The organism is Streptomyces maremycinicus (assembly GCF_001184025.1).
GTDB lineage: Bacteria > Actinomycetota > Actinomycetes > Streptomycetales > Streptomycetaceae > Streptomyces > Streptomyces maremycinicus.
Map to the genome: position 1 here is coordinate 346,177 of NZ_BBYG01000019.1, position 22,904 is coordinate 369,080.

General features: G+C 75.4%; 2 protein-coding genes. Both read left to right on the forward strand.

The features are described from left to right. The first annotated feature begins 193 nt into the window (after positions 1-193). The gene (locus AOQ37_RS30445; RefSeq protein ID WP_062648989.1) at positions 194-22,498 is read left to right on the forward strand and encodes a non-ribosomal peptide synthetase; all 22,305 of its coding nucleotides are present in this window, start codon (positions 194-196) and stop codon (positions 22,496-22,498) included. 150 nt (positions 22,499-22,648) lie between these two features. Next, positions 22,649-22,852 (forward strand): MbtH family protein, encoded by a 204-nt coding sequence (locus AOQ37_RS30450; protein ID WP_062648991.1) that lies wholly within the window; start codon positions 22,649-22,651, stop codon positions 22,850-22,852. Positions 22,853-22,904: the final 52 nt, after the last annotated feature.

A 22,904-nucleotide genomic window follows, 5' to 3' on the forward strand; every position in this document is an offset into this window, starting at 1 on the left:
CCCTCGCGCGGACCCCTGTTGGCGGACCACCGGACGATCCTGTCAGCAGGTTAGGTGAGCATAACCTCAGCCACTGTGGCGTGGACCCGTGGTTCCAGAAGGGGTCTATCAAGTAAGGCAATGCTTACCTTACTATTCGAGCGGTCGCGGCTCCGCTGAGCCGTTCACACCGCACTGGGAGGCACGGGCAGCTGTGTCGGGCAACACGCGTTCTTCTGCACAGGCGACGGCGGCGGACCACTGGCGGCGGCGGTTCGCCGCACCGGTCCCGCAGCCCGCACTGCCGCTGGACTTTCCGCACCCGCCCCGCCAGGACGGGCCGGCGCCGCGCGCGCGGCGCACCGCCCCGCTGGGGGCGACCGCGAGCCGGACGGCCGGACTCGCCGCCCTCGTTGCCCTGTTGCACCGCTACGGCGGCGCGGCGGCGACCGGGACGGCGGTGGCGCACGAAGGGCTGCCGCTGCGCGTGGCGGTCGACGCCGACACCTCCTTCGCCGAACTCTGCGAACGAGTCGCGCGGACGTACGCCGAGGCCGCGGCCCACCGCCTGCCGACCGCCGACCTGTTGACACTCCTCGCCCCCGAACCCTTCCGCGGCGGCGGGCTGTTGTGCGCCACGGGCTTCGGCGGCGCGTCCTGGGACGAGGGCGGCCCGCTGGACCTGGCGCTGACCGTGACCGACGGACAGGTGTCGGCGGACTACCGGACCGACCTCTTCGAACCCGCCACCGTCGACCGGATCCTCGGCCACTACCGCACCCTCCTCACCGACGCCCTCGCCCGCCCGGCGACCCCGATAGCCGATCTGGACCTCCTCGACGAGGCCGAACGGCACCGGATCCTGCACGACTGGAACGACACCGCCCACGACGTGCCCGCGCTCACCTGGCCGCGGATGTTCGCCGACCAGGTCGCCGCCCGCCCGCACGAGGTGGCCCTCGTCCACGAGGACGTCCGCCTCACCTACGCCGAACTCGACGCCCGCGCGGCGCGGCTGGCGCACGCCCTGGTGGCCCGGGGCGCCGGTCCGGAGAGCGTGGTCGCCCTCGCCGTACCCCGCTCGGCCGACATGATCGTCGCGGAGGTCGCCGTCCTGAAGGCGGGCGCGGCCTATCTGCCCGTCGACACCGACTACCCGGCCGACCGCATCGCCTACATGCTCGACGACGCCCGGCCGGTCTGCCTCGTCACGACCGCCGAGGTCCTGCCCGACCTGCCCCCGGGCCTCGACCCGCTGGTCCTCGACGCCCCCGACACGATCGCCGAACTCGCCGCCCTCCCCGAGCGGGGTCCGTCGGCCGCCGACGGGCTGACGGCCGCGCACGCGGCCTACGTGATCTACACCTCCGGCTCCACCGGACGCCCCAAGGGCACCGTGCTCTCCCACGCGGGCGTGGCCAAACTGGTCGCCACCCAGCGCGAACGCTTCGGCATCGGCCCGCACAGCCGGGTCCTCCAGTTCGCCTCGCCCAGCTTCGACGTGGCGTTCTGGGACCTGTGCCTCGGACTGCTGTCCGGCGGGCGGCTGGTCGTCGTGCCCGCCGACCGCCGGGTGCCCGGCGCGGCGCTCGCCGACTACGCGAACGAGCACGGCGTCACCTTCATGATCCTGCCGCCCGCCCTGCTCGCCGCCCTGCCGGACGACGTACGGCTCCCGCCCCGGGCCACGCTGCTGGCCGGTACGGAGCGGGTCTCGCCCGAACTGGTCGGCCGGTACGCGCGCGGCCGGATGATGTTCAACGCCTACGGCCCGACCGAGGCCACCACCAACTCCACGCTGGGCCTGTGCGATCCGGACACCCCGCCCGGCACCATCGTGCCGATCGGCGTGCCCGACCCCGGGACCCGCGCCTACGTCCTCGACGACCGGCTGCGGCCGGTCCCCGCCGGCGTCACGGGAGAGCTCTACCTCGCCGGCGCCGGACTGGCCCGCGGCTACCTCGGCCGCCCCGCGCTGACCGCCGAACGCTTCGTCGCCGCTCCCACCGGCCTCGCCGCCGCCCCCGGCGAACGGCTCTACCGCACCGGCGACCTGGTGCGCTGGAAGGCGGACGGACGCCTGGAGTTCCACGGCCGGGTGGACAGCCAGGTCAAGATCCGCGGTTTCCGCGTCGAGCCCGGCGAGATCGAGTCCGTCCTGCGCTCCCACCCGGCCGTCGACCAGGCCGCGGTCGTCGTCCGCGAGGACCGACCCGGCGAACGGCGGCTCGCCGCCTACGTGGTGCCCTCGCTGGACGCCGGCCCGGAGGCCGACGCCGACGCCGGCGTCGCCGACTGGAAGGACCTGCACGAACTGCTGTACTCCGCGGCGGGTTCGGAGGGCTTCGAGGAGAACTTCGCGGGCTGGAACAGCATGTACGACGGGCTGCCCATCCCCCTCGCCGACATGCGCGAGTGGCGGGAGGCGACCCTCGACCGCATCCGCGCCCTGCGGCCCCGGCGCGTCCTGGAGATCGGCGTCGGCTCCGGCCTGCTGCTGTCCCGGCTCGCCCCGGACTGCGAGGCGTACGTGGGCACCGACCTGTCCGAGGAAGCCGTACGGGCCCTGGAGGCCCAGGTGTCGGCCACCCCCGGCCTCGCCGACCGGGTGACCCTGCTGGCCCGGCCCGCGCACGACCTCGGCGGACTGCCCGAGGGCCACTTCGACACGATCGTCGTCAACTCCGTCGTCCAGTACTTCCCCGGCGGCGACTACCTCACCGGCGTGCTGCGCGCCGCCGCCGCGCTGCTCGCGCCCGGCGGCGCCCTCTTCGTCGGCGACGTGCGCAACCTGCGGCTGCTGCGCACCCTGAGCGCCGCCGTCGAGAGCGGGCGGGTCCGGGACGAGGGCGACGCCGGGGAGACGGACAAGGAGGCCCTGCGCGCCGCCGTGGACCGGGCGCTCGCCTGGGAGGGCGAACTCCTGGTCGACCCCGACTACTTCACCACCCTGGACGGCCTCACCGCGGACGTCCGGATCAAACGCGGCACCCACCACAACGAACTCACCCGGTACCGCTACGACGTGGTGCTGCGGCCGGGGACCGACGCGCCCGCGGAGGTGCCCGAGTCGCCCTGGACCGCGCTCGGTTCGCTGCACGCCCTCGACCTGCTGCTCGCCGGGCACCCGGACCGGCTGCGGATCACCGGCATCCCCAACGCCCGGCTCGCCGGCGACCTGGCCGCGCTCGACGCCCTCGGGGACAGCAGCAGACCGGCCGGCGCGACCTACGGAGTGGACCCCGAGTCGCTCCACGAGAGCGCCGCCCGGCACGGCTACGAGGCGGTGCTCACCTGGCACGGGGACGCCGAGGACGGCAGCCTGGACGCCGTGTTCGCGCCCGCCGGGCACAGCCCCGCCGTCCCGTACCGACCCGGTGGCCGGCACCCGCTCACCAACCGCCCGGCTCCCTTCCGCAACGTCACCGCGCTGATGACGGCCCTGCGCCGGCACGCCGCCGCGTCCCTGCCCGACTACATGGTCCCGGCCGCCTTCGTCCCGCTGGACCGGCTGCCCGTCACGCCCAGCGGCAAGCTCGACGCCGCCGCCCTGCCCGTGCCGGACCTCACCAGGACCGGCGCCGGACGGGCCCCCGGCACGGACCGCGAACGGCTGCTGTGCGAGCTGTACGCACGGGCGCTGAAGGTGCCCTCGGTGGGCGTCGACGACGACTTCTTCGCCCTCGGCGGCGACAGCATCGTCGCCGTCCAGTTGCTCATCCTGGCCCGCCGGGCCGGCCTGGAGCTGACCCCGCGCGACGTCTTCCGCCACCGTACGGTCGCGGAGCTGGCCGGTGCCGCGCGCACCGCGGCGGCCGGCCCCGCCGACGACACCTCGTGGCAGCTCGGCGAGGGCGAACTCGCCTTCCTCCAGGGGGAGTCGGCCCTCACGATCGAGGAGGCGCTGCCCCTCGGCCCGCTCCAGGAGGGCTTCTTCTTCCACGCCCTGATGGACGGCGCCGAACACGACACGTATGTCGTGCAGCAGGTCGTCGAGCTGTCCGGACCGGTGGACGGCGCCCTGCTGCGCCGTGCGGCGCAGCGGCTCCTCGACCGGCACGCCCCGCTGCGGGCCTGCTTCCGGCAGACGTCCGACGGCCGTCCCGTCCAGCTCGTCGCCGCCGGTCTCGAACTGCCCTGGCGCGAGGTCGACCTGGCCGCGCGGGACGACCTCGCGGTCCGGCGCGCCCTCGCCGATGCCGTCGCCGCCGACGAACGGGCCCACCGCTTCGACCTCGCCCGGCCGCCGCTGGTCCGCTGCGCGCTGATCCGCTTCGGGGACGAGCGCAGCCGACTCGTCCTGACGTTCCATCACATCGTGGCGGACGGCTGGTCCCTGCCGGTCCTGCACCGCGAACTGCTCGCCCTGTACGGCGACGACCCGGCGCCGCTGCCCGAGGTCGCCCCCTACCGCGGCTACCTCCGCCGGATCGCGGGCGCCGACCGCGACGCCGCCCGGGCCGCCTGGCGGGCCGCCCTCGCCGGGGTCGAGGAGCCCACCCGGCTCATCGAGACCCCGGCGCCCGCCGGACCGGTGGAACCCGCGCAGATCCGGGTGGAGCTGTCCGAGCGGGTCACCGCCCGGCTCGCCGCCCGGGCCCGGGAGCGCGGGGTGACCCTCGGCACCCTCGTCCAGGGCGCCTGGGGCCTGCTCGTCAGTCGTATGACGGGACGTCAGGACGTGCTGTTCGGCACCACCGTGGCCGGACGGGACGCCGCCGTCGAGGGCATCGAGTCGATGATCGGGCTGTTCATCAACACGCTGCCCACCCGGCTGCGCTGGACCCCGGGCGACACCCTCGGCGGGCTGCTGGAGCGGCTCCAGGAGGAGCAGAGCGCCCTGCTCGACCACCAGCACCTCGGCCTCGCCGACATCCAGCGGGCCGCGGGGCACACCGGCGGCGGCGAACTCTTCGACACGCTCGTCGTGTTCGAGAACTACCCGGGCGGTGAGGGCGCCCCGGACATCACCGACCCCACCGGCACCGTCACCGTCGCCGGGCACGCCTTCCACGACGCCGTCCACTACCCCCTGGCCCTCGTCGTCAAGCCCGGCCGCCGTCTCGACCTGCGGCTCAAGCACCACGTCCGGCGCCTGGACGCCGAGGCGGCGCAGGCCCTCGCCGACCGGCTCACCCTCGTCCTGAACGCCCTGGCCGACGACCTGGACGCCCGGGTCGCCGACCTCGACCTCCTCACCCCGCGCGAGCGGGCCGGCGCCCACCCGGCGGGGGAGTCCCGGCAGGTCCCGTCCACCACGCTGGCCGCCGCGTTCGCCGCGCAGGCCGCCCACACCCCGGACGCCACCGCCGTCGTCCTCGACGGCGCGGCCGGCCTCACCTACGCCGAACTGGACGCACGGGCCGAGCGGTTGGCCGCTCTCCTGCGGGCCCGGGGCGCGGGCCGCGAGCGGTTCGTCGCGGTCGCCGTACCGCGCTCGGCCGAGCTGATGGTGGCGCTGCTGGGCGTCCTGAAGTCGGGCGCCGCCTACCTGCCCCTGGACCTGGACTACCCGGCCGAGCGGCTCGCGTACATGCTGGCCGACTCCGGGGCCACCACGGTGGTCACGACGGCCCCGGACGCGGGACGGCTGCCGTCGGTCGAGGGCCTCGACGTGATCGACGTGAGCGACGCGGGCGAGGGGAGAGCCACGACCGGCACGGACCAGGCCGCGGACGGCGCCCGGCCGCCCGGCCCCGCGGACCCGGCCCGCCCCGACGACCCCGCCTACCTGATCTACACCTCCGGCTCCACCGGCCGCCCCAAGGGCGTCGTCGTCACCCACCGCGCCATCACCAACCGGCTTGCCTGGATGCAGGGCGCCCACGGCCTCACCGCCGACGACCGGGTGCTCCAGAAGACGCCGTCCGGCTTCGACGTGAGCGTCTGGGAGTTCTTCTGGGCGCTGCGCGAGGGCGCCGCCGTCGTCCTCGCCGCGCCGGACGGACACCGCGACCCCGCCTATCTGGCCCGCCTGATCCGGGCCGAGGGCGTGACGACGATGCACTTCGTGCCGTCCATGCTGGAGGCGTTCCTCGCCTCCGACGAGGTCACCGCGGACCCCTCGTGGGCGGGCGGCCTGCGCCGGGTGTTCAGCAGCGGCGAGGTTCTGTCCGGGGCCGCGGCCCGCCGCTGGCACGACCTGACCGGCGTACCCCTGCACAACCTGTACGGCCCCACCGAGGCCGCCGTCGACGTGACGTACCACGCCTACGACGGCGCCCGCGACACCACCGTGCCCATCGGCCGGCCCGTGTGGAACACCGGCCTGCGCGTGCTCGACGCCCTCCTGCGCCCGGTCCCCGACGGAGTGCCCGGCGAGCTGTACCTCACCGGCGTCCAGTTGGCGCGCGGCTACCACCGGCGCCCCGCGCTGACCGCCGACCGGTTCGTCGCCGACCCGTACGCCGACGAGCCCGGCGCCCGCATGTACCGCACCGGTGACCTGGTGCGCCGCCGGTCCGACGGCACCCTCGACTACCTCGGCCGCACCGACCGGCAGGTCAAGCTGCGCGGCAACCGGGTCGAACTCGGCGAGATCGAGGCCGCGCTGACCCGTCACCCGGCCGTCGCCCGGGGCGCGGTCGTCGTCCGCGACCAGCGCCTGGTCGCCTACGCGGTCCCGGCCGCCGGATCCGCCGTCGACACCGCCGAACTGCGCTCCGCCCTCGCCGAGGCGCTGCCCGCGCCCCTGGTCCCGGAGGCGTACGTCGTCCTCGCCGACCTCCCGCTCACCCCCAGCGGCAAGCTCGACCAGGCCGCGCTGCCCGCCCCCGAAGCCGAGCGCGCCGCCCGCCGGGAGCCCGCGGGACCCCTGGAGCGGCGGCTCACCGAGATCTTCGCGGCCGTCCTCGGCATCGAGGACGCGGGCCCCGACGACGACTTCTTCCGGCTCGGCGGCGACAGCATCAGCTCCATCGGCGTCGCCGGCCGGGCCCGCGCGGCCGGCCTGGACCTCAGCCCGCGCGACGTGTTCACCCACCGCACCCCCGCCGCCCTGGCGACGGCGGCCGCGGCGGCGACCGCGGCGGCGACCGCGGTCCCGGCCCCCGCACAGGCCCCCGCGGCCCCCTTCACCCTCGGCGACGCCGAACAGGCCCGCGTCCGTGCCCTGGCCGCCCCGGCGGCGGTCGCCGACGTGTGGCCGCTGGCCCCCCTCCAGGAAGGCCTGTTCTTCCACTCGGCGTACGACGAGGGCGCCCTGGACGTCTACACCGTCCACGAGACCTTCGACTTCGCGACCCGGCTCGACACCGGACGGCTGCGCGCCGCCGTCCGCACCCTCCTCGCCCGCAACCCGGGCCTGCGGGCCGGCTTCACCAGCGAGGGCCTCGACCAGCCGGTCCAGTTCATCGTCGAGGACCCGGAGATCCCTCTCGAAGAGGTCGACCTCTCCCATCTCCCCACCGCCGAACAGGACCTGCGGCTGCGGGAGGCGACCGACGCCGAACGCGACCGCCGGTTCGACCTCTCGGCGCCCCCGCTGTTCCGGCTGCTGCTGCTGCGCCTCGGCGCGGAGCGCGGCGACCGGCTGGTCATCGGCCGGCACCTGATCCTCTGGGACGGCTGGTCGGCCTGGCTGTTCCTCGACGAACTGTTCGCGCTCTACGAGACGGGCGGGGACGCCGCCGGCCTGCCGTCCCCCGGCAGCTACCGCGACTACCTGAGCTGGCTGGAGCGGCAGGACGACACGGCCGCCACCGCCGCCTGGCGCACCGCCCTGGCGGGTCTCGACGAACCCACACTGCTGGCCCCGGCCGCCGCCGACGGCCTCGAACCGGTCATCCCCGACCGGCTCGACCTCCGGCTGTCCGCCGAGCTCGGCGACCGGCTGCGAGCGGCGGGCCGCGACCACGGCCTGACCCTCAACACCCTCCTCAACGCGGCCTGGGGGCTCACCCTCGCCTCCGCCACCGGGCGCCCCGACGTGGTGTTCGGCACCACCGTGGCCGGCCGTCCCAGCGAGGTCCCGGACGTCGGCGACATCATCGGGCTGTTCCTCAACACGGTCCCCACCCGCATCGCCTTCGACCCCGCCGAGCCGGTCCTCGCCCTGCTCCGCCGCATCCAGGGCGAACGCCTCGACCTCATGCCGTACGAACACCTCAGCCTCGGCGTGCTCCAGGCCGAGACCGGACACCGCAAGCTCTTCGACACCCTGTTCGTGCTGCGCAACAACGACACCGAGGAACGGCTGGCGGACCTGCGCACCCGGCACGGCGCCACCGCCGTCGCCAACGTCGACGCCACCCACTACCCGGCCAACCTCGTCATCACCCCGGGCCGCCGGATCGCCGTCACCCTCACGCACCGCCCCGACCTCGTGCCCGCCGACCGGGCACAGGCCCTGCTCGACCGGTTCGCGCTGCTCCTCGACCGCCTGAGCGCCGACCTCACGGCGCCCGTCGGCTCCCTCGACCCGCTGCTGCCCGCCGAACACGAGGCGCTGCGGCGGGAGTCGGCGGTGAGCCGGGTACCCGACCCCGAGGACACCGTCGCCGACCTGCTGGCCGCCCAGGCCCGACGCACACCGGACGAACGGGCCCTCGTCTTCGGCGAACGCACCCTGACGTACGCCGAACTCGACGCGGCCGTCAACCGTATGGCCCGGCTGCTGACCGACCGGGGCGCCGGCCCCGAGCGCGTCGTCGCCCTCGGCCTGCCGCGCTCCCTGGACATGGTCGTCGCGCTCTTCGCGGTACTGCGCACCGGCGCCGCCTACCTGCCTCTGGAACTGGACCATCCGGCCGACCGGCTGTCCCTGATGCTGGCCGACGCCCGCCCGCTCCTGCTGCTCACCACCACCGCCGTCTCCGCCACGCTGGACGGCGAGATGACCCGGGTCCTGCTCGACGCCCCGGACACCAGGAGCGAGCTGTCCCGGCGGTCCGACGCCCCGGTCCGGCTGCGGTTCAGCCTCGAACACCCCGCCTACGTCATCTACACCTCCGGCTCCACCGGCCGCCCCAAGGGCGTCGTCACCCCCTACCGGGGCCTGACGAACATGCAGCTCAACCACCAGAAGGAGATCTTCGAACCGGCCATCGCCGCGGCCGGCGGGCGGCGGCTGCGCATCGCGCACACCGTGTCCTTCGCCTTCGACATGTCGTGGGAGGAACTGCTCTGGCTGGTCGAGGGCCACGAGGTGCACGTCTGCGACGAGGAGTTGCGCCGTGACGCCGAGGCGCTGGTCGCCTACTGCGAGCGGCACCGCGTCGACGTCGTCAACGTCACCCCCACCTACGCCCGGCTGCTGATCGAGCAGGGCCTGCTGACCGGCCACGTGCCGCCGCTGGTACTGCTGGGCGGTGAGGCCGTCCCGGAGACGGTGTGGACGGCGCTGCGCGACACCGAGGGGACGTACGGCTACAACCTGTACGGGCCGACCGAGTACACCATCAACACCCTCGGCGGCGGCACCCTCGACAGCGACACCCCCACCGTCGGCCGCCCCATCCGGGGCACCCGCGCCCACCTCCTCGACGCCTGGCTGCGCCCGGTGCCCGACGGTGTGCCCGGTGAGCTCTACATCGCCGGCATCGGCCTGGCCCGCGGCTACCTCGGCCGGCCCGGACTGACCGCGGAACGCTTCGTCGCCGACCCGTTCGGGCGGCCCGGCGAGCGCATGTACCGCACCGGCGACCTGGTGCGCCGCAACCCCGACGGCAACCTCGACTTCCTCGGCCGCACCGACGACCAGGTCAAGATCCGCGGCTACCGCGTCGAACCCGGCGAGATCGAGACCGCCCTCAGCCGTCACCCGCTGGTCGCCCAGGCCGCCGTCGTGGTCCGCGACGAACGCCTCGTCGGCTATGTCGTGCCCTCCGGCACCGGCTCCGAGGAGCGCTCGGCGGCCGAGGCCGCGCAGGTCGGGGAGTGGCAGGAGATCTACTCCGACGAGTACGAGGAGATCGGCACCGCCGTCTTCACCGAGCGCTACGACGGCTGGGACAGCTCCTACGACGGCCGGCCCATCCCCTTCGAGGAGATGCATGAGTGGCGGGAGGCCACCCTCGCCCGGATCGGCGCCCTGCGCCCCCGCCGCATCCTCGAGATCGGCGTCGGCTCGGGCCTGTTGCTGTCGAGGCTCGCCCCGGACGCGGAGGCCTACTGGGCGACCGACTTCGCCGCCCCCGTCATCCGCAAGATCGGTGAGGAGGTGCGGCGCGACCCGGCGCTCGCCGCCAAGGTCGAACTGCGCTGCCGGCCGGCCGAGGACCTCGGCGGCCTGCCGACCGGCTACTTCGACACGATCGTCATCAACTCCGTCGTCCAGTACTTCCCGAGCATCGACCACCTCACCGCCGTCCTGCGCGGCGCCATGGACCTGCTCGCGCCCGGCGGCGCCCTGTTCGTCGGCGACGTCCGCAACCTGCGGCTGGCCCGCGCCTTCCACACCGAGATCCAGCGCGCCCGCGGCACCGACGAGGCCGACCTGGCGGCGGCGGTGGAGCGCGGCCTGCGGCTGGAGAAGGAACTCCTCGTCGACCCCGACTTCTTCACCACCCTCGGCTACGGCGCCGACCTGCGCACCAAGCGCGGCCACCACCACAACGAACTGACCCGGCACCGCTACGACGTCGTCCTGTACGCAGACGAACCGGACGTACGGCTGGACGAGGTGCCGGTGGTCGACTGGGCCACGGCCGACACCATCGGCGAGCTCGTGCGCGGGGACTGGTCCGGCGCCGCGAGCATCGGCGCCCTGCTCGGCGGCAACTGGTCCTCGACCGGCGGCACCGGCCGGCACCCGCGCGGCGAACGGCCCGCGGGCCTGCGCCTGACCGGGGTGCCGGACGGCCGTACCGCCGAGGCGGGCGTCGACCCCGAGCAGCTGCACGAACTCGGCGCGGCCGCCGGATACCGGGTGCTGACCACCTGGTCGGCGACGCCCGGCACGTTCGACGCGGTGTTCCTCGCCGCCGACGCCCCCGAACCGCGCCTCACCGGCGGCCTGTTCCGTACAGGCGGCGGCACCCGTCCCTACGCCAACGACCCCACCGCCGCCCGCGAGGCGAGCGCACTGGTCCGCCGGCTGCGCGAGGACCTGGGCCGTGAGCTGCCCGACTACATGGTCCCGGCTGCCTTCGTCACCGTCGACGGCCTGCCGATGAACGCCAACGGCAAGCTCGATGTGCGGGCCCTGCCCGACGCCGAGCCCGCCGTCGCCCTCGGAGGCGGACGCGGCCCGCGCACCCCGCGCGAGGAGGTGCTGTGCCGGCTGTTCGCGGAGGTGCTGGGGCTGCCCGAGGTCGGCGCCGAGGACAACTTCTTCGACCTGGGCGGCCACTCGCTGCTCGCCACCCGGCTGGTCAGCCGCGCCCGCACCGAACTGGGCGCCGAACTCGCCATCCGCGACCTCTTCGAGGCGCCCACCCCGGCGCTGCTCGCGGGCCGCGCGGACCTCGGCAAGCCCGCCCGCCCGCCGCTCACGGCCATCGGGCAGCGGCCCGCGCGCATCCCGCTGTCGGCCGCCCAGCGACGGCTGTGGCTGGCGGAACGCCTCACCGGTTCCCCGGCCGGGGATCACGGCGGCGGAGCGGCCTACAACTTCCCGCTCGTCCTGCGGCTGCGCGGACGCCTCGACGTGCCCGCGCTGCGCGCCGCGCTGCGCGACGTGACCGCCCGGCACGAGTCGCTGCGCACCCTGGTCGCCGAGCACGACGGCGTGCCGTTCCAGCGCATCCTGCCCGCCCACGAGGCCGAGCCCCCGTGCACGGTGACCGACTGCGCCGAGGACGACCTGCCCGCGCTGATCACGTCCGCCCAGCGCCGCCCATTCGACCTGGCGCGGGAACTCCCGGTGCGCGCCGAGGTGTTCCGGCTCTCGGCCGAGGAGCACGTGGTCGCGATCGTGCTGCACCACATCACCACCGACGAGTGGTCCGACCGGCCGTTCCTGGCCGACCTGAACACCGCGTACGCGGCCCGCGCGGCGGGTACCGTTCCCGACCTGGCCCCGCCGCCCGTGCAGTACGCCGACTACACCCTGTGGCAGGAGAGCCTCCTCGACCAGCTCGGCGAGCGGCAACTCGCCTACTGGAAGGAGGCGTTGCGCGGACTGCCGCAGGAGCTGGCACTCCCCCTGGACCGCACGCGCCCCGCGGAGCCCACCGGACGCGGCGGCACCGTCCGCCGTACCGTCCCCGGGGAGACCGGCCGGGCCCTGCGCGAGCTGTCCGCCGCCACCAGCACCAGCATGTTCATGCTGCTCCAGGCCGCCACCGCGGCACTGCTGCACCGGCTGGGCGCGGGCGACGACATCCCGCTCGGCGCCCCCATCGCGGGCCGCACCGACAGCGGACTCGACGACCTGGTCGGCTTCTTCGTCAACACCCTGGTCCTGCGCACCGACCTGTCCGGCCCGGACGGCACCGAACTCACCTTCCGCCAGCTCCTCGCCCGTGTACGGGAGTCGTCGCTGGCCGCGTTCGAGCACCAGGACATCCCCTTCGACCGGGTGGTGGAGGCCGTCAATCCGCCCCGGGCGGCCGGCCGCAACCCCCTCTTCCAGGTCATGCTCGGCTACCACCACCGCCCCGACGGCGACCCGGACACCCTGCTCGGCCTGCCCGCCGACTGGTACGACATGGACACCGGCACGGCCAAGTTCGACCTCGACTTCACCTTCGTCGACGAGTCCGACGCCTCCGGGCGCATCACGCTCCTGCTGGAGTACGCCACCGACCTGGCCGACCCCGGCACCGCGGCCCTGCTCGCCGAACGCCTCGCCCTCCTCCTGGAGCGGGCCGTCGGCGCCCCGGACGCCCCGCTCGCGGGCCTCGACATCCTGACGCCGGCCGAGCGGGCGCACGTGCTCGGCGCCTGGAACGACACCGCCCACCCGATCGAGACCCGCTCCGTCCCCGAGATCCTCGCCGACACGGCCCGCCGTCACCCCGAACGCACCGCCCTGGTCACCGGCCCGGCCGCTGCCCCGCGCCGGACCACCTTCCGCGGACTTCGGGCCCGGGTGGACGAACTGGCCGCGCGGCTGCGCGCCCACGGCGTCACACCCGGCGCGGTCGTGGGGCTCGCGCTGCCCCGGGACGAGATGGTGCCCGCCCTGCTCGGCGTCCTCGCCTCCGGCGCCGCCTACCTGCCCCTGGACCCGGCACTCCCGGCCGAACGGCTGCGGTTCACGCTCACCGACGCGGCACCCGTCTGCCTGCTCACCACCACCGCGCTCGCCGACCGGATCCCCGACTCCCCGGCCGTGCCGAGGCTGCTGCTCGACGCCCCGTGGCCGGCGGCCGCGCGGACCGCGGACGGCCCGCCGCCGCACCCCCGGCAGGCGGCCTACGTCATCTACACCTCCGGTTCCACCGGCCGCCCCAAGGGCGTCATCGGCACCCACCGCGGCCTGAGCAACCTCTACGGCTCCCATCTGCGCGACCTGATCGAACCGGCCGTCCGCGACACCGGACGCGACGCGCTGCGCGCCCTGCACGCGGCCTCCTTCACCTTCGACGGCTCCTGGGAACCGCTGCTGTGGCTGCTGGCCGGCCACGAACTGCACGTCGTCGACGAGGCGACCGTGACCGACCCGGCCGCCCTGCTGAACCGGCTCACCGACTCGGCGATCGACTTCGTCGACCTGACCCCCACCTATCTGCGCGAACTGCTCCACCACGGCTTCCTGGCCGCCGACGGCCCGCACGCCGTCCCGGCCGTCATCGCCGTCGGCGGCGAGGCCACCCCGCCCGCCCTGTGGCAGCGCCTCACCACCCTGCCCGGCACGTCCGCGCACGACCTGTACGGCCCCACCGAGTGCGCCGTCGACGCCTACGGCTGGCACCACGGCGACACCGACCGGGCCGCCCCGCTGGACAACATCCGCGCCCACGTCCTCGACGAGCGTCTGCGGCCCACCCCGGTCGGCGTGCCCGGCGAGCTGTACCTCGCGGGCGAGGGCCTGGCCCGCGGCTATCTGGGCCGCCCGGCGCTGACCGCGGAGCGCTTCGTCGCCGACCCGTTCGGGGCGCCCGGCGAGCGCATGTACCGCACCGGGGACCTGGCGCGCCGCCGGGGCGACGGCACACTCGTCTTCCTCGGCCGCGTCGACGACCAGGTCAAACTGCGCGGTTTCCGTATCGAGCCCGGTGAGATCGAGGCCGCGCTGACCGGCCACCCCACCGTCTCCGCCGCCGCCGTCGTGGTCCGCGAGGACCGGCCCGGCGCACCGCGACTGGTCGCGTACGTCGTCGCGGACCGCGCGAGCGCCGCGGAGCCCGACCCGGCCGCGCTGCGCGCGCACGCCGCGGCCGCGCTCCCGGAGCACATGGTGCCCGCCGCCTTCGTCGCCCTCGAGGCGCTGCCCCGTACCGTGAACGGCAAGCTCGACACGGCCGCGCTGCCCGCCCCCGACCCCACGGCGGCCGCCCCGACCACCGGCCGGCCGCCCCGCACCCCGCGCGAGGAACTGGTGTGCGCGCAGTTCGCCGCCGTCCTCGGCGTCGAACGCGTCGGACCCGACGACGACTTCTTCGCCCTCGGCGGCCACTCGCTCGTCGCGATGCGGCTGGTCAGCCGGATCCGTAAGGTCCTCGGCGCCGCCGGGGGCGGGGTGTCCCTGCGCACGGTGTTCGACGCGCCGACGCCGGCCCGGCTCGCCGCCCGCCTCGACGCGGACCGCGCCGAGATCCGGCCCGCGCTCCACGCCGGGCGCCCGCACCCCGAGCGGCTGCCGCTGTCCTTCGCCCAGCGGCGGCTGTGGCTGCTGCACCAGGTGGAGGGCCCGAACCCGGCCTACACCATCCCGTCCGTCTGGCGGCTCACCGGCGCCCTGGACCGGGCCGCCCTGGAAGCCGCCCTGAACGACGTCGTCGCCCGGCACGCGCCCCTGCGCACCGTGTTCCCGGCGGTGGACGGAGTGCCGTACCAGCACGTCCTGGATCCGGCTCGGGCCCGCGTCCGGCTCGTCACCGCACCCCTCGGGGAGCTCGCCGCGCAGGCCGCCCATCCCTTCGACCTCGCCGCCGAACTCCCGCTGCGCGCGGTGCTGTTCGAGGCGCCGACACGGACGCCGGGTGACGCCGTCGGTGTGGCGGGATCCGAGGAGCACGTCCTGCTCCTCCTGCTGCATCACATCGCCACCGACGAGTGGTCCGACCGGCCGCTGCTCGCCGACCTGGGCACCGCCTACGCGGCCCGCACGGCCGGCCGGGCCCCCGACTGGGCACCGCTGCCCGCGAGTTACGCCGACTACACCCTCTGGCAGAGGGACCTGCTGGCGCGGACCGGCGACGGCCTGCTCGCCCACTGGACCGAAGCCCTCCGCGGTCTCCCGGCCGAACTGACCCTGCCCACCGACCGGCCGCGGCCCGCCGAGTCCAGCGGACGCGGCGGCACCGTCGGCTTCACCGTCCCGCCCCGCCTGGAACGCGCCCTGCGGACCCTCGCCCGCGACCACGGCGTCAGCATGTTCATGGTCGCCCAGGCGGCCGTGGCCGCGCTGCTGCACCGGCTCGGGGCGGGCGACGACCTCCCGCTCGGCGCCCCGGTGTCAGGACGCGACGACGCGGCCCTCGAGGACCTCGTCGGCTTCTTCGTCAACTCCCTGGTCCTGCGCACCGACCTGTCCGGCGACCCCACCTTCGCCGACCTGCTCGCCCGGGTCCGGGAGACCGACCTGGCCGCCTACGAACACCAGGACCTCCCCTTCGAACGGCTGGTGGAGGCGCTCAACCCCGAACGTTCCCTGGCCCGTCACCCGTTGTTCCAGGTGATGGTCGTCCACCTCGCGGGCCGGGGCGACGGCCCCGCCCTGCCCGGACTGACGGCCCGCCGGGAGGACGTGGGCCAGGACACCGCCAAGTTCGACCTCAGCTTCGACTTCGTCGAGCAGGGCGACGGCGCCGGTATCCAGGGCTGGATCGAGTACAGCGCCGACCTCTTCGACGAGTCCACCGCCGAACTCCTCGCCCGGCGGCTCGAATCGCTCCTGGAGCAGGTCGCCGCCGACCCCGGCCGCCGCGTCGGCACCCTCGACGTCCTGCACGCCGACGAACACGCGCTCGTCCTCGACACGTGGAACGACACCGCACGGCCCGTCCCCGCTCTCACCCTGCCCGAACTGTTCCGCGCCCAGGCCGCCCGCACCCCCGGGGCCACCGCCGTCGTCTTCGAGGACACCGCCCTCACGTACGCCGAACTCGACCTGCGGGTGGAGCGGCTCGCCCACACCCTCGCCGCGCACGGGGCACGCGCCGAGGCCACCGTGGCCGTCGCGCTGCCGCGGTCCCTCGCCCTCGTGACGGCGCTGCTCGCGGTCCACCGCGCGGGCGCCGCCTACCTGCCCCTCGACACCGGCTACCCCGCCGACCGGCTCGCGTACACGCTCACCGACGCCCGCCCGGTCTGCCTGCTCACCACCGACGGCGTCACCCTCCCGGACACCGGCGTGCCCACCCTCACAGTGGACGCCGACGGGGCCCCCGACCGCCCGGCGCACGCGCCGCTGCCCACCGCCCACGACCCCCGCCACCCCGCCTACGTCATCTACACCTCCGGCTCCACCGGCCGCCCCAAGGGCGTCACGGTACCCCACGAGGGCATCACCAACCGGCTCCTGTGGATGCAGGACACCTACCGGCTCGACGCCGCCGACCGGGTCCTCCAGAAGACCCCGGCCGGGTTCGACGTCTCGGTCTGGGAGTTCTTCTGGCCGCTCGTCGCCGGCGCCGCCCTGGTCCTCGCCCGACCCGAGGGCCACCAGGACCCCGCCTACCTCGCCGCACTGATCCAGCGGCAGCACATCACCACGGCCCACTTCGTGCCGTCGATGCTGCGTGCCTTCCTGGACGAACCCGCCGCCGCCGGATGCACCGGGCTGCGCCGGGTGATGTGCAGCGGCGAGGCCCTGCCCGCCCCGCTGGCCGCCCGCTTCCACCGGGTGCTGCCGGGCAGCCGTCTGCACAACCTGTACGGCCCGACGGAGGCGTCCGTCGACGTCACCGCGCACGAGGTGCCCGCCGACCCGGTCACCGTGCCCATCGGCCGCCCGGTGTGGAACACCCGCACCTACGTCCTGGACGCCGCGCTGCGCCCCGTCCCGCCCGGTGTGGCCGGCGAACTGTACCTGGCGGGCGTCCAGTTGGCCCGCGGCTACCTGGGCCGCCCCGGCCTGACCGCCGAGCGGTTCGTCGCCGACCCGTACGCCGGCGGACCCGGCGTCCGGATGTACCGCACCGGCGACCTGGCCCGCTGGACCCGGGACGGCACACTGGAGTACCTCGGCCGCGCCGACGACCAGATCAAGCTGCGCGGTTTCCGGATCGAGCTCGGCGAGATCGAGACCGTCCTCGCGGACCATCCGTCCGTCGGCCACGCCACCGTCGTCCTGCGCGACACCCACCTCGTCGCGTACGTCGTCCCCGCCGGGGACGGAGCTCCGGCGGACGCGGCCGTGCTGCGCGCCCACGCCGCGGAGGTGCTGCCGGACCACATGGTCCCGGCCGCCGTGGTCACCCTCGACGCCCTCCCGCTCACCCCCAACGGCAAGCTGGACCGCCGGGCGCTGCCCGCCCCCGACTTCGCCGCCGAGGTGACCGGCACCCGGCCGCGCACGCCGTTGGAGGAGACCCTCGGCGCCCTCGTCGCGGACGTTCTCGGCCTCCAACGGGTCGGAGTCGAGGACGACTTCTTCTCCCTGGGCGGCGACAGCATCGTCGCCATGCAGCTGGTCGCCCGGGCCCGCGCCGCCGGGCTGGCGTTCAGCCCGCGTGACGTGTTCCGGCACAAGTCCGTGGCGGGCCTGGCCCGCGTGGCCACCACCACCGGCCCGGCCGGGGCCGACGGGGACCACGACGGCGTCCCGCTGCCCGGGCTCACCGACGACGAGCGCGCCGAACTCGCCGCCCTGCCCGCCGGAACGGAGGTCCTGCCCGTCTCCCCGCTCCAGGCCGGGCTGCTCTTCCACGCGGCCCTCGACTCCGGCGAGGAGGGCCCCGACGTGTACACCGTCCAGGTCTCCTACGACCTGGAAGGCCCCCTGGACGCCGACCGGTTGCGGGCCGCCGGACAGGCGGTGCTCGACGCGCACGAGAACCTGCGCAGCGGCTTCCGGCACCTGTCCTCCGGCCGGCCCGTCGCCGTCGTACCGCGCACCGCCGTACTGCCCTGGCGGCAGCTCGACCTCACCGGCCCGGACGCAGGCCCGGACACCGGCCCGGACGCAGGCCCCGACACCGGCCACGGCACCGGCCGGGCCGACGAACCCGACACCTGGACGCGGCTGCTCGGTCAGGAGCGGCGCCGCTTCGATCCCGAACGCCCGCCGCTGCTGAGGCTGTTGCTGGCGCGAGTCGGCCCGGACCGGCACCGGCTCGTGCTCTCGCACCAGCACCTCCTGCTGGACGGCTGGTCGCTGCCGCTGCTCACCGCCGAACTGTGGGCTCGCTACGAGGGCCGCACCCCGGCCGCCCCGGCCCCGTACCGCGCGCATCTGCGGCTGCTGGCCGCCCAGGACCCGGCCGCCTCGGCCGCCGCGTGGGCCGAGGCCCTCGGCACGCTCGCCGAGCCCACCCGGCTCGCGCCCGCCGACGCCGACCGCGCCGCCGCCGTGCCGCACACCCACACCGTCGAACTGGACGCCGAGCGCACGGCGGAGCTGGAGGCGTTCGCCCGGAGCCGGGGCGTCACCCTCAACACCCTCGTCCAGGCCGCCTGGGGTGTCCTGCTGGGCCGGCTCACCGGACGCGAGGACGTGGTGTTCGGCGCGACCGTCGCCGGCCGCTCGCCCGAACTGCCGGGGGCCGAGTCGATGATCGGCCTGTTCATCAACACCGTGCCCGTCCGGGTGCGGGTCCGCCCGCAGGAGAGCACGGCAGGCCTGCTGGACCGGCTCCAGGACGAGCAGTCCCGGCTCATCGCCCACCAGCACCTCGGCCTCGCCGACATCCAACGGGCCACCGGACTCGGCGAACTCTTCGACACCCTGGTGGTGTTCGAGTCCTACCCGGTGGCCGGGACGGAGGGCGAGGGGGGCGGCGCCCGGCCGCGGGTCACGGTCCGCGACCACGAGGACTCCACCCACTATCCGTTCGCGTGGGCCGTCGAGCCGGCCGAACGGCTGCGGCTGACCGCCGAGTTCCGACCCGAGCTGTTCACGCGGGCCACCGTACGGCGGATCACGACCGCCCTCACCTCCCTGCTCGCCGGTATGGCCGCCGACCCCGACCGTCCGGTCGGGCGCCTCGACCTGCTCGGCCCCGCCGACCGGGACACCGTCCTGCGGACCTGGAACGACACCACGCTGCCCGCCCCGGCGGACGAGCGGCCGGGCACCGTACCCACGCTGTTCGCCGCCCAGGTCGCCGCGTCCCCGGACGAGGTCGCCGTCACCGACTCCTCCGTGACCTGGACGTTCGCCGAACTCGACGCCCGCACGGACCGGTTGGCCCGGATCCTCGCCGGGCACGGCGCCGGCCCCGAGCGGATCGTGGCGCTCGCCCTGCCCCGCACCGCCGTCCACATCGCCGCGATCCTGGCGGTGATGAAGGCGGGCGCCGCCTATCTGCCGCTCGACCCCGACCTGCCCGGATCCCGGCTCACCGGCATGCTCGACGACGCCCGCCCGGTCCTGCTCCTCGCCACCGCGGATGCCGCCGCCGCGCTGCCCGCGACCGACGTCCCGACGCTGCTCCTCGACGCCGCGACACTCGCCGCCACGCAGGCCGCCACGCACGCCGACGCGCACGTCCCCGCCGCTGCCGGTGGCTTGCCGGAGGCGGAACCCACCGCACCCGCCCCCGACCACCCCGCCTACGTCATCTACACCTCCGGCTCGACCGGCCGCCCCAAGGGCGTCGTCGTCACCCAGCGCGGCATCGCCAACCTCTTCCACAGCCACCGCCACGACCTGCACGAAGTGGCCCGGCGCCGCACCGGACGCCGTCACCTGCGCGTCGGACACGCCTGGTCCTTCTCCTTCGACGCCTCCTGGCAGCCGCAGCTGTGGCTGCTGGACGGACACGCCCTGCACATCGCGGACGACGAGACCCGCCGCGACCCCGAACTCCTCACCGCCTTCGTCCGGGACCGGCGCATCGACTTCATCGAGGTCACCCCGTCGCTGCTGGCCCGGATGGCGGACAGCGGGCTGATCACCCCCGAGGGCGACTGCCCGCTCGCCGTGGTCGGCTTCGGCGGCGAGGCCGTACCCCAGGCGCTGTGGGCGCGGCTGGCCGCGCTGCCGGACACCGAGGCCTTCAACCTGTACGGCCCGACCGAGGCGACCGTCGACGCCCTCGTCGGCCGGGTCCGGGACAGCGCGGACCCGGTCGTCGGCCGCCCCGTCCACCACTCCCGCGCCTATGTGCTCGACACCGCGCTGCGCCCGGTACCGCCCGGCGTCACCGGCGAGCTGTACCTGTCGGGACCGGGCCTGGCCCGCGGCTACCTCGGCCGCCCGGAGCTGACCGCCGAGCGCTTCGTGGCCGACCCGTTCGGCGCCCCCGGCGCGCGCATGTACCGCACCGGCGACCTGGCCCGCTGGACGGAGGACGGCCTGCTGGAGTTCGCCGGCCGTACCGACGACCAGGTCAAGATCCGCGGTTACCGGGTCGAACTCGCCGAGATCGAGGCCGCGCTGGACACCCACCCGGCCGTCGCGCAGACGGTCGTCGTGGCCCGCGAACACCGGCCGGGCGTACGGCAACTCATCGCGTACGCCGTCGTCGCGGACGGCACCGAGGACCCGGCCGCCCTGCGCGCCCACGCCGCCGCCGCGCTGCCCGACTACATGGTCCCGGCCGCCGTTGTCGTCCTGGAGCGGCTGCCGCTGCTCGCCAACGGCAAGCTCGACCGGGCCGCCCTGCCCGCCCCGGACTTCACCGCCGCGGGCGGCGGCCGGGCCCCGGAGAACGAGGCCGAACGCACCCTGCGCGACCTGTTCGCGGACGCCCTCGGGCTGCCCGCCGAGGCGGTCGGCACGGACGACGACTTCTTCGCCTTCGGCGGCGACAGCATCGTCGCCATGCAGCTCGTCGCGCGGGCCAGGGCAGGCGGCCTGCGGGTCACCCCCCGTCAGGTCTTCCGGCACCGCACCGTCGCCGCGCTGGCCGCCGTCGCGGTCCCGCTCGGCGCCGGGGAACGGCACGCCGTCCACGACGACGGCACCGGCACCGTTCCGCTCACCCCGATCATGCGCGCCCTGCTCGAACGCGGCGGCCCGATCGCCGCCTACCACCAGGCGGCCCTGGTCCGCACCCCGGCCGACCTGACCGAACCCGGACTGCTGACCGTGCTCACGGCGCTCGCCGCCCGGCACGACCTGCTCCGCGCCCGCCTGGTCCGCGACCCCGAGGGCGCCCTCCTGGTACCCCCGGCGGGGGACACCGACGTCAGCTCCTGGCTCACCCGGGCCGACGTGCGCGGCGCGGACGAGGCCGGACTGCGCGCCGCCGTCTCCGCGCACGCCGGTACGGCCCGGGCCGGGCTGGACCCGGACGGCGGGGCGATGGTGCGGGCGGTCTGGTTCGACGCCGGACCCGGACACCCCGGACGGCTGCTGATCCTCGTCCACCACCTGGTGATCGACGGCGTCTCCTGGCGGGTCCTGCTGCCCGACCTCGCGACCGCCTGGGCCGCCGTCCGCACCGGCCGCCCCGCCGAACCGGCGCCCGTGGAGCTGTCGTTCGCCCGCTGGTCGAGGCTGCTCGGGACCCGGGCCTGCGATCCGGCCACGGAGGACGAGCTGCCGTGGTGGACCTCCACCCTGGCCGAGGGCGCCGACCTCCCGCTGGCGCGCCCGCTGGACCCCGCCCGGGACACGGTCGCCACCACCCGCTATCTCTCCCTGACCCTGCCCGCCGACCTGACCGGCCCCCTGCTGAGCCGCGTCCCTGCCGCCCTCGGCGCCACCGTCAACGACGTCCTGCTCACCGCTTTCGCCCTCGCGGTCGGCGACTGGCGGTCCCGGATCCCGGGCGCGCGGGGGCCGGGCGGACCCGTCCTGGTCGACCTGGAGGGCCATGGCCGTGAGGAGGAACTCGCGGGCGACGCCGACCTGTCACGCACGGTCGGCTGGTTCACCAGCGTGGTCCCGGTACGGCTCGACCCGGGCGACGCGGACCCGGCGGACGCCTTCGCGGGCGGCCCCGCGCTGGACACGGCCCTGGCCCGGATCCGCGCCCACCTCGCCGCGCTGCCCGCCTCCGGCATCGGGCACGGCCTGCTGCGCCACCTCAACCCCACGACCGGCCCCCGGCTCGCCCGGCTCGGGGAGCCGCAGATCGAGTTCAACTACATGGGCCGCTTCGAGCACCCCGAGGCCGCCGACTGGTCCTACGCCCCCGAGGACGACGCCGCCGACCTGGACGCGGATCCGGGCATGCCGATGTCCCACGCCCTCACCCTCAACGCCCTCACCGAGGACCGTCCCGGGGGGCCGGAGCTGAGCGCCCACTGGGCGTACGCGGCCGAACTCCTCACCGAGGACGCCGTACAGGACCTGGCACGGACCTGGTTCCGGGCACTGGAGGCGCTGGTCCACCGCGCGGCCGCGTCCCGCCCCTGACCACGACCCGACCCCTGACCACGACGCGACCCCCGACCAAGCCGACACCGACCGCGACCACCACGACCGGACCACGACCGCGACCACCGCGACCACCGCGACGACCACGATCACGACCACTGATCAGACCGGAAAGACAGGGACCCCGACATGAGCAACCCGTTCGAGAACCCCGACGGCGTCTACTCCGCCCTCGTCAACGACGAGGGCCAGTACAGCCTGTGGCCCGACTTCGTGGACGTCCCGGCCGGCTGGACGGTCGCGCACGGCCCGGCCGCCCGCCAGGAGTGCCTGGACCACATCGAGGCCAACTGGACGGACCTGCGGCCCAGGAGCCTCGTCGACGGCGCCTGAGCCAGGCGGGACACGACGGAGGGGGTGGCCCGCGCGGGCCACCCCCTCCGTC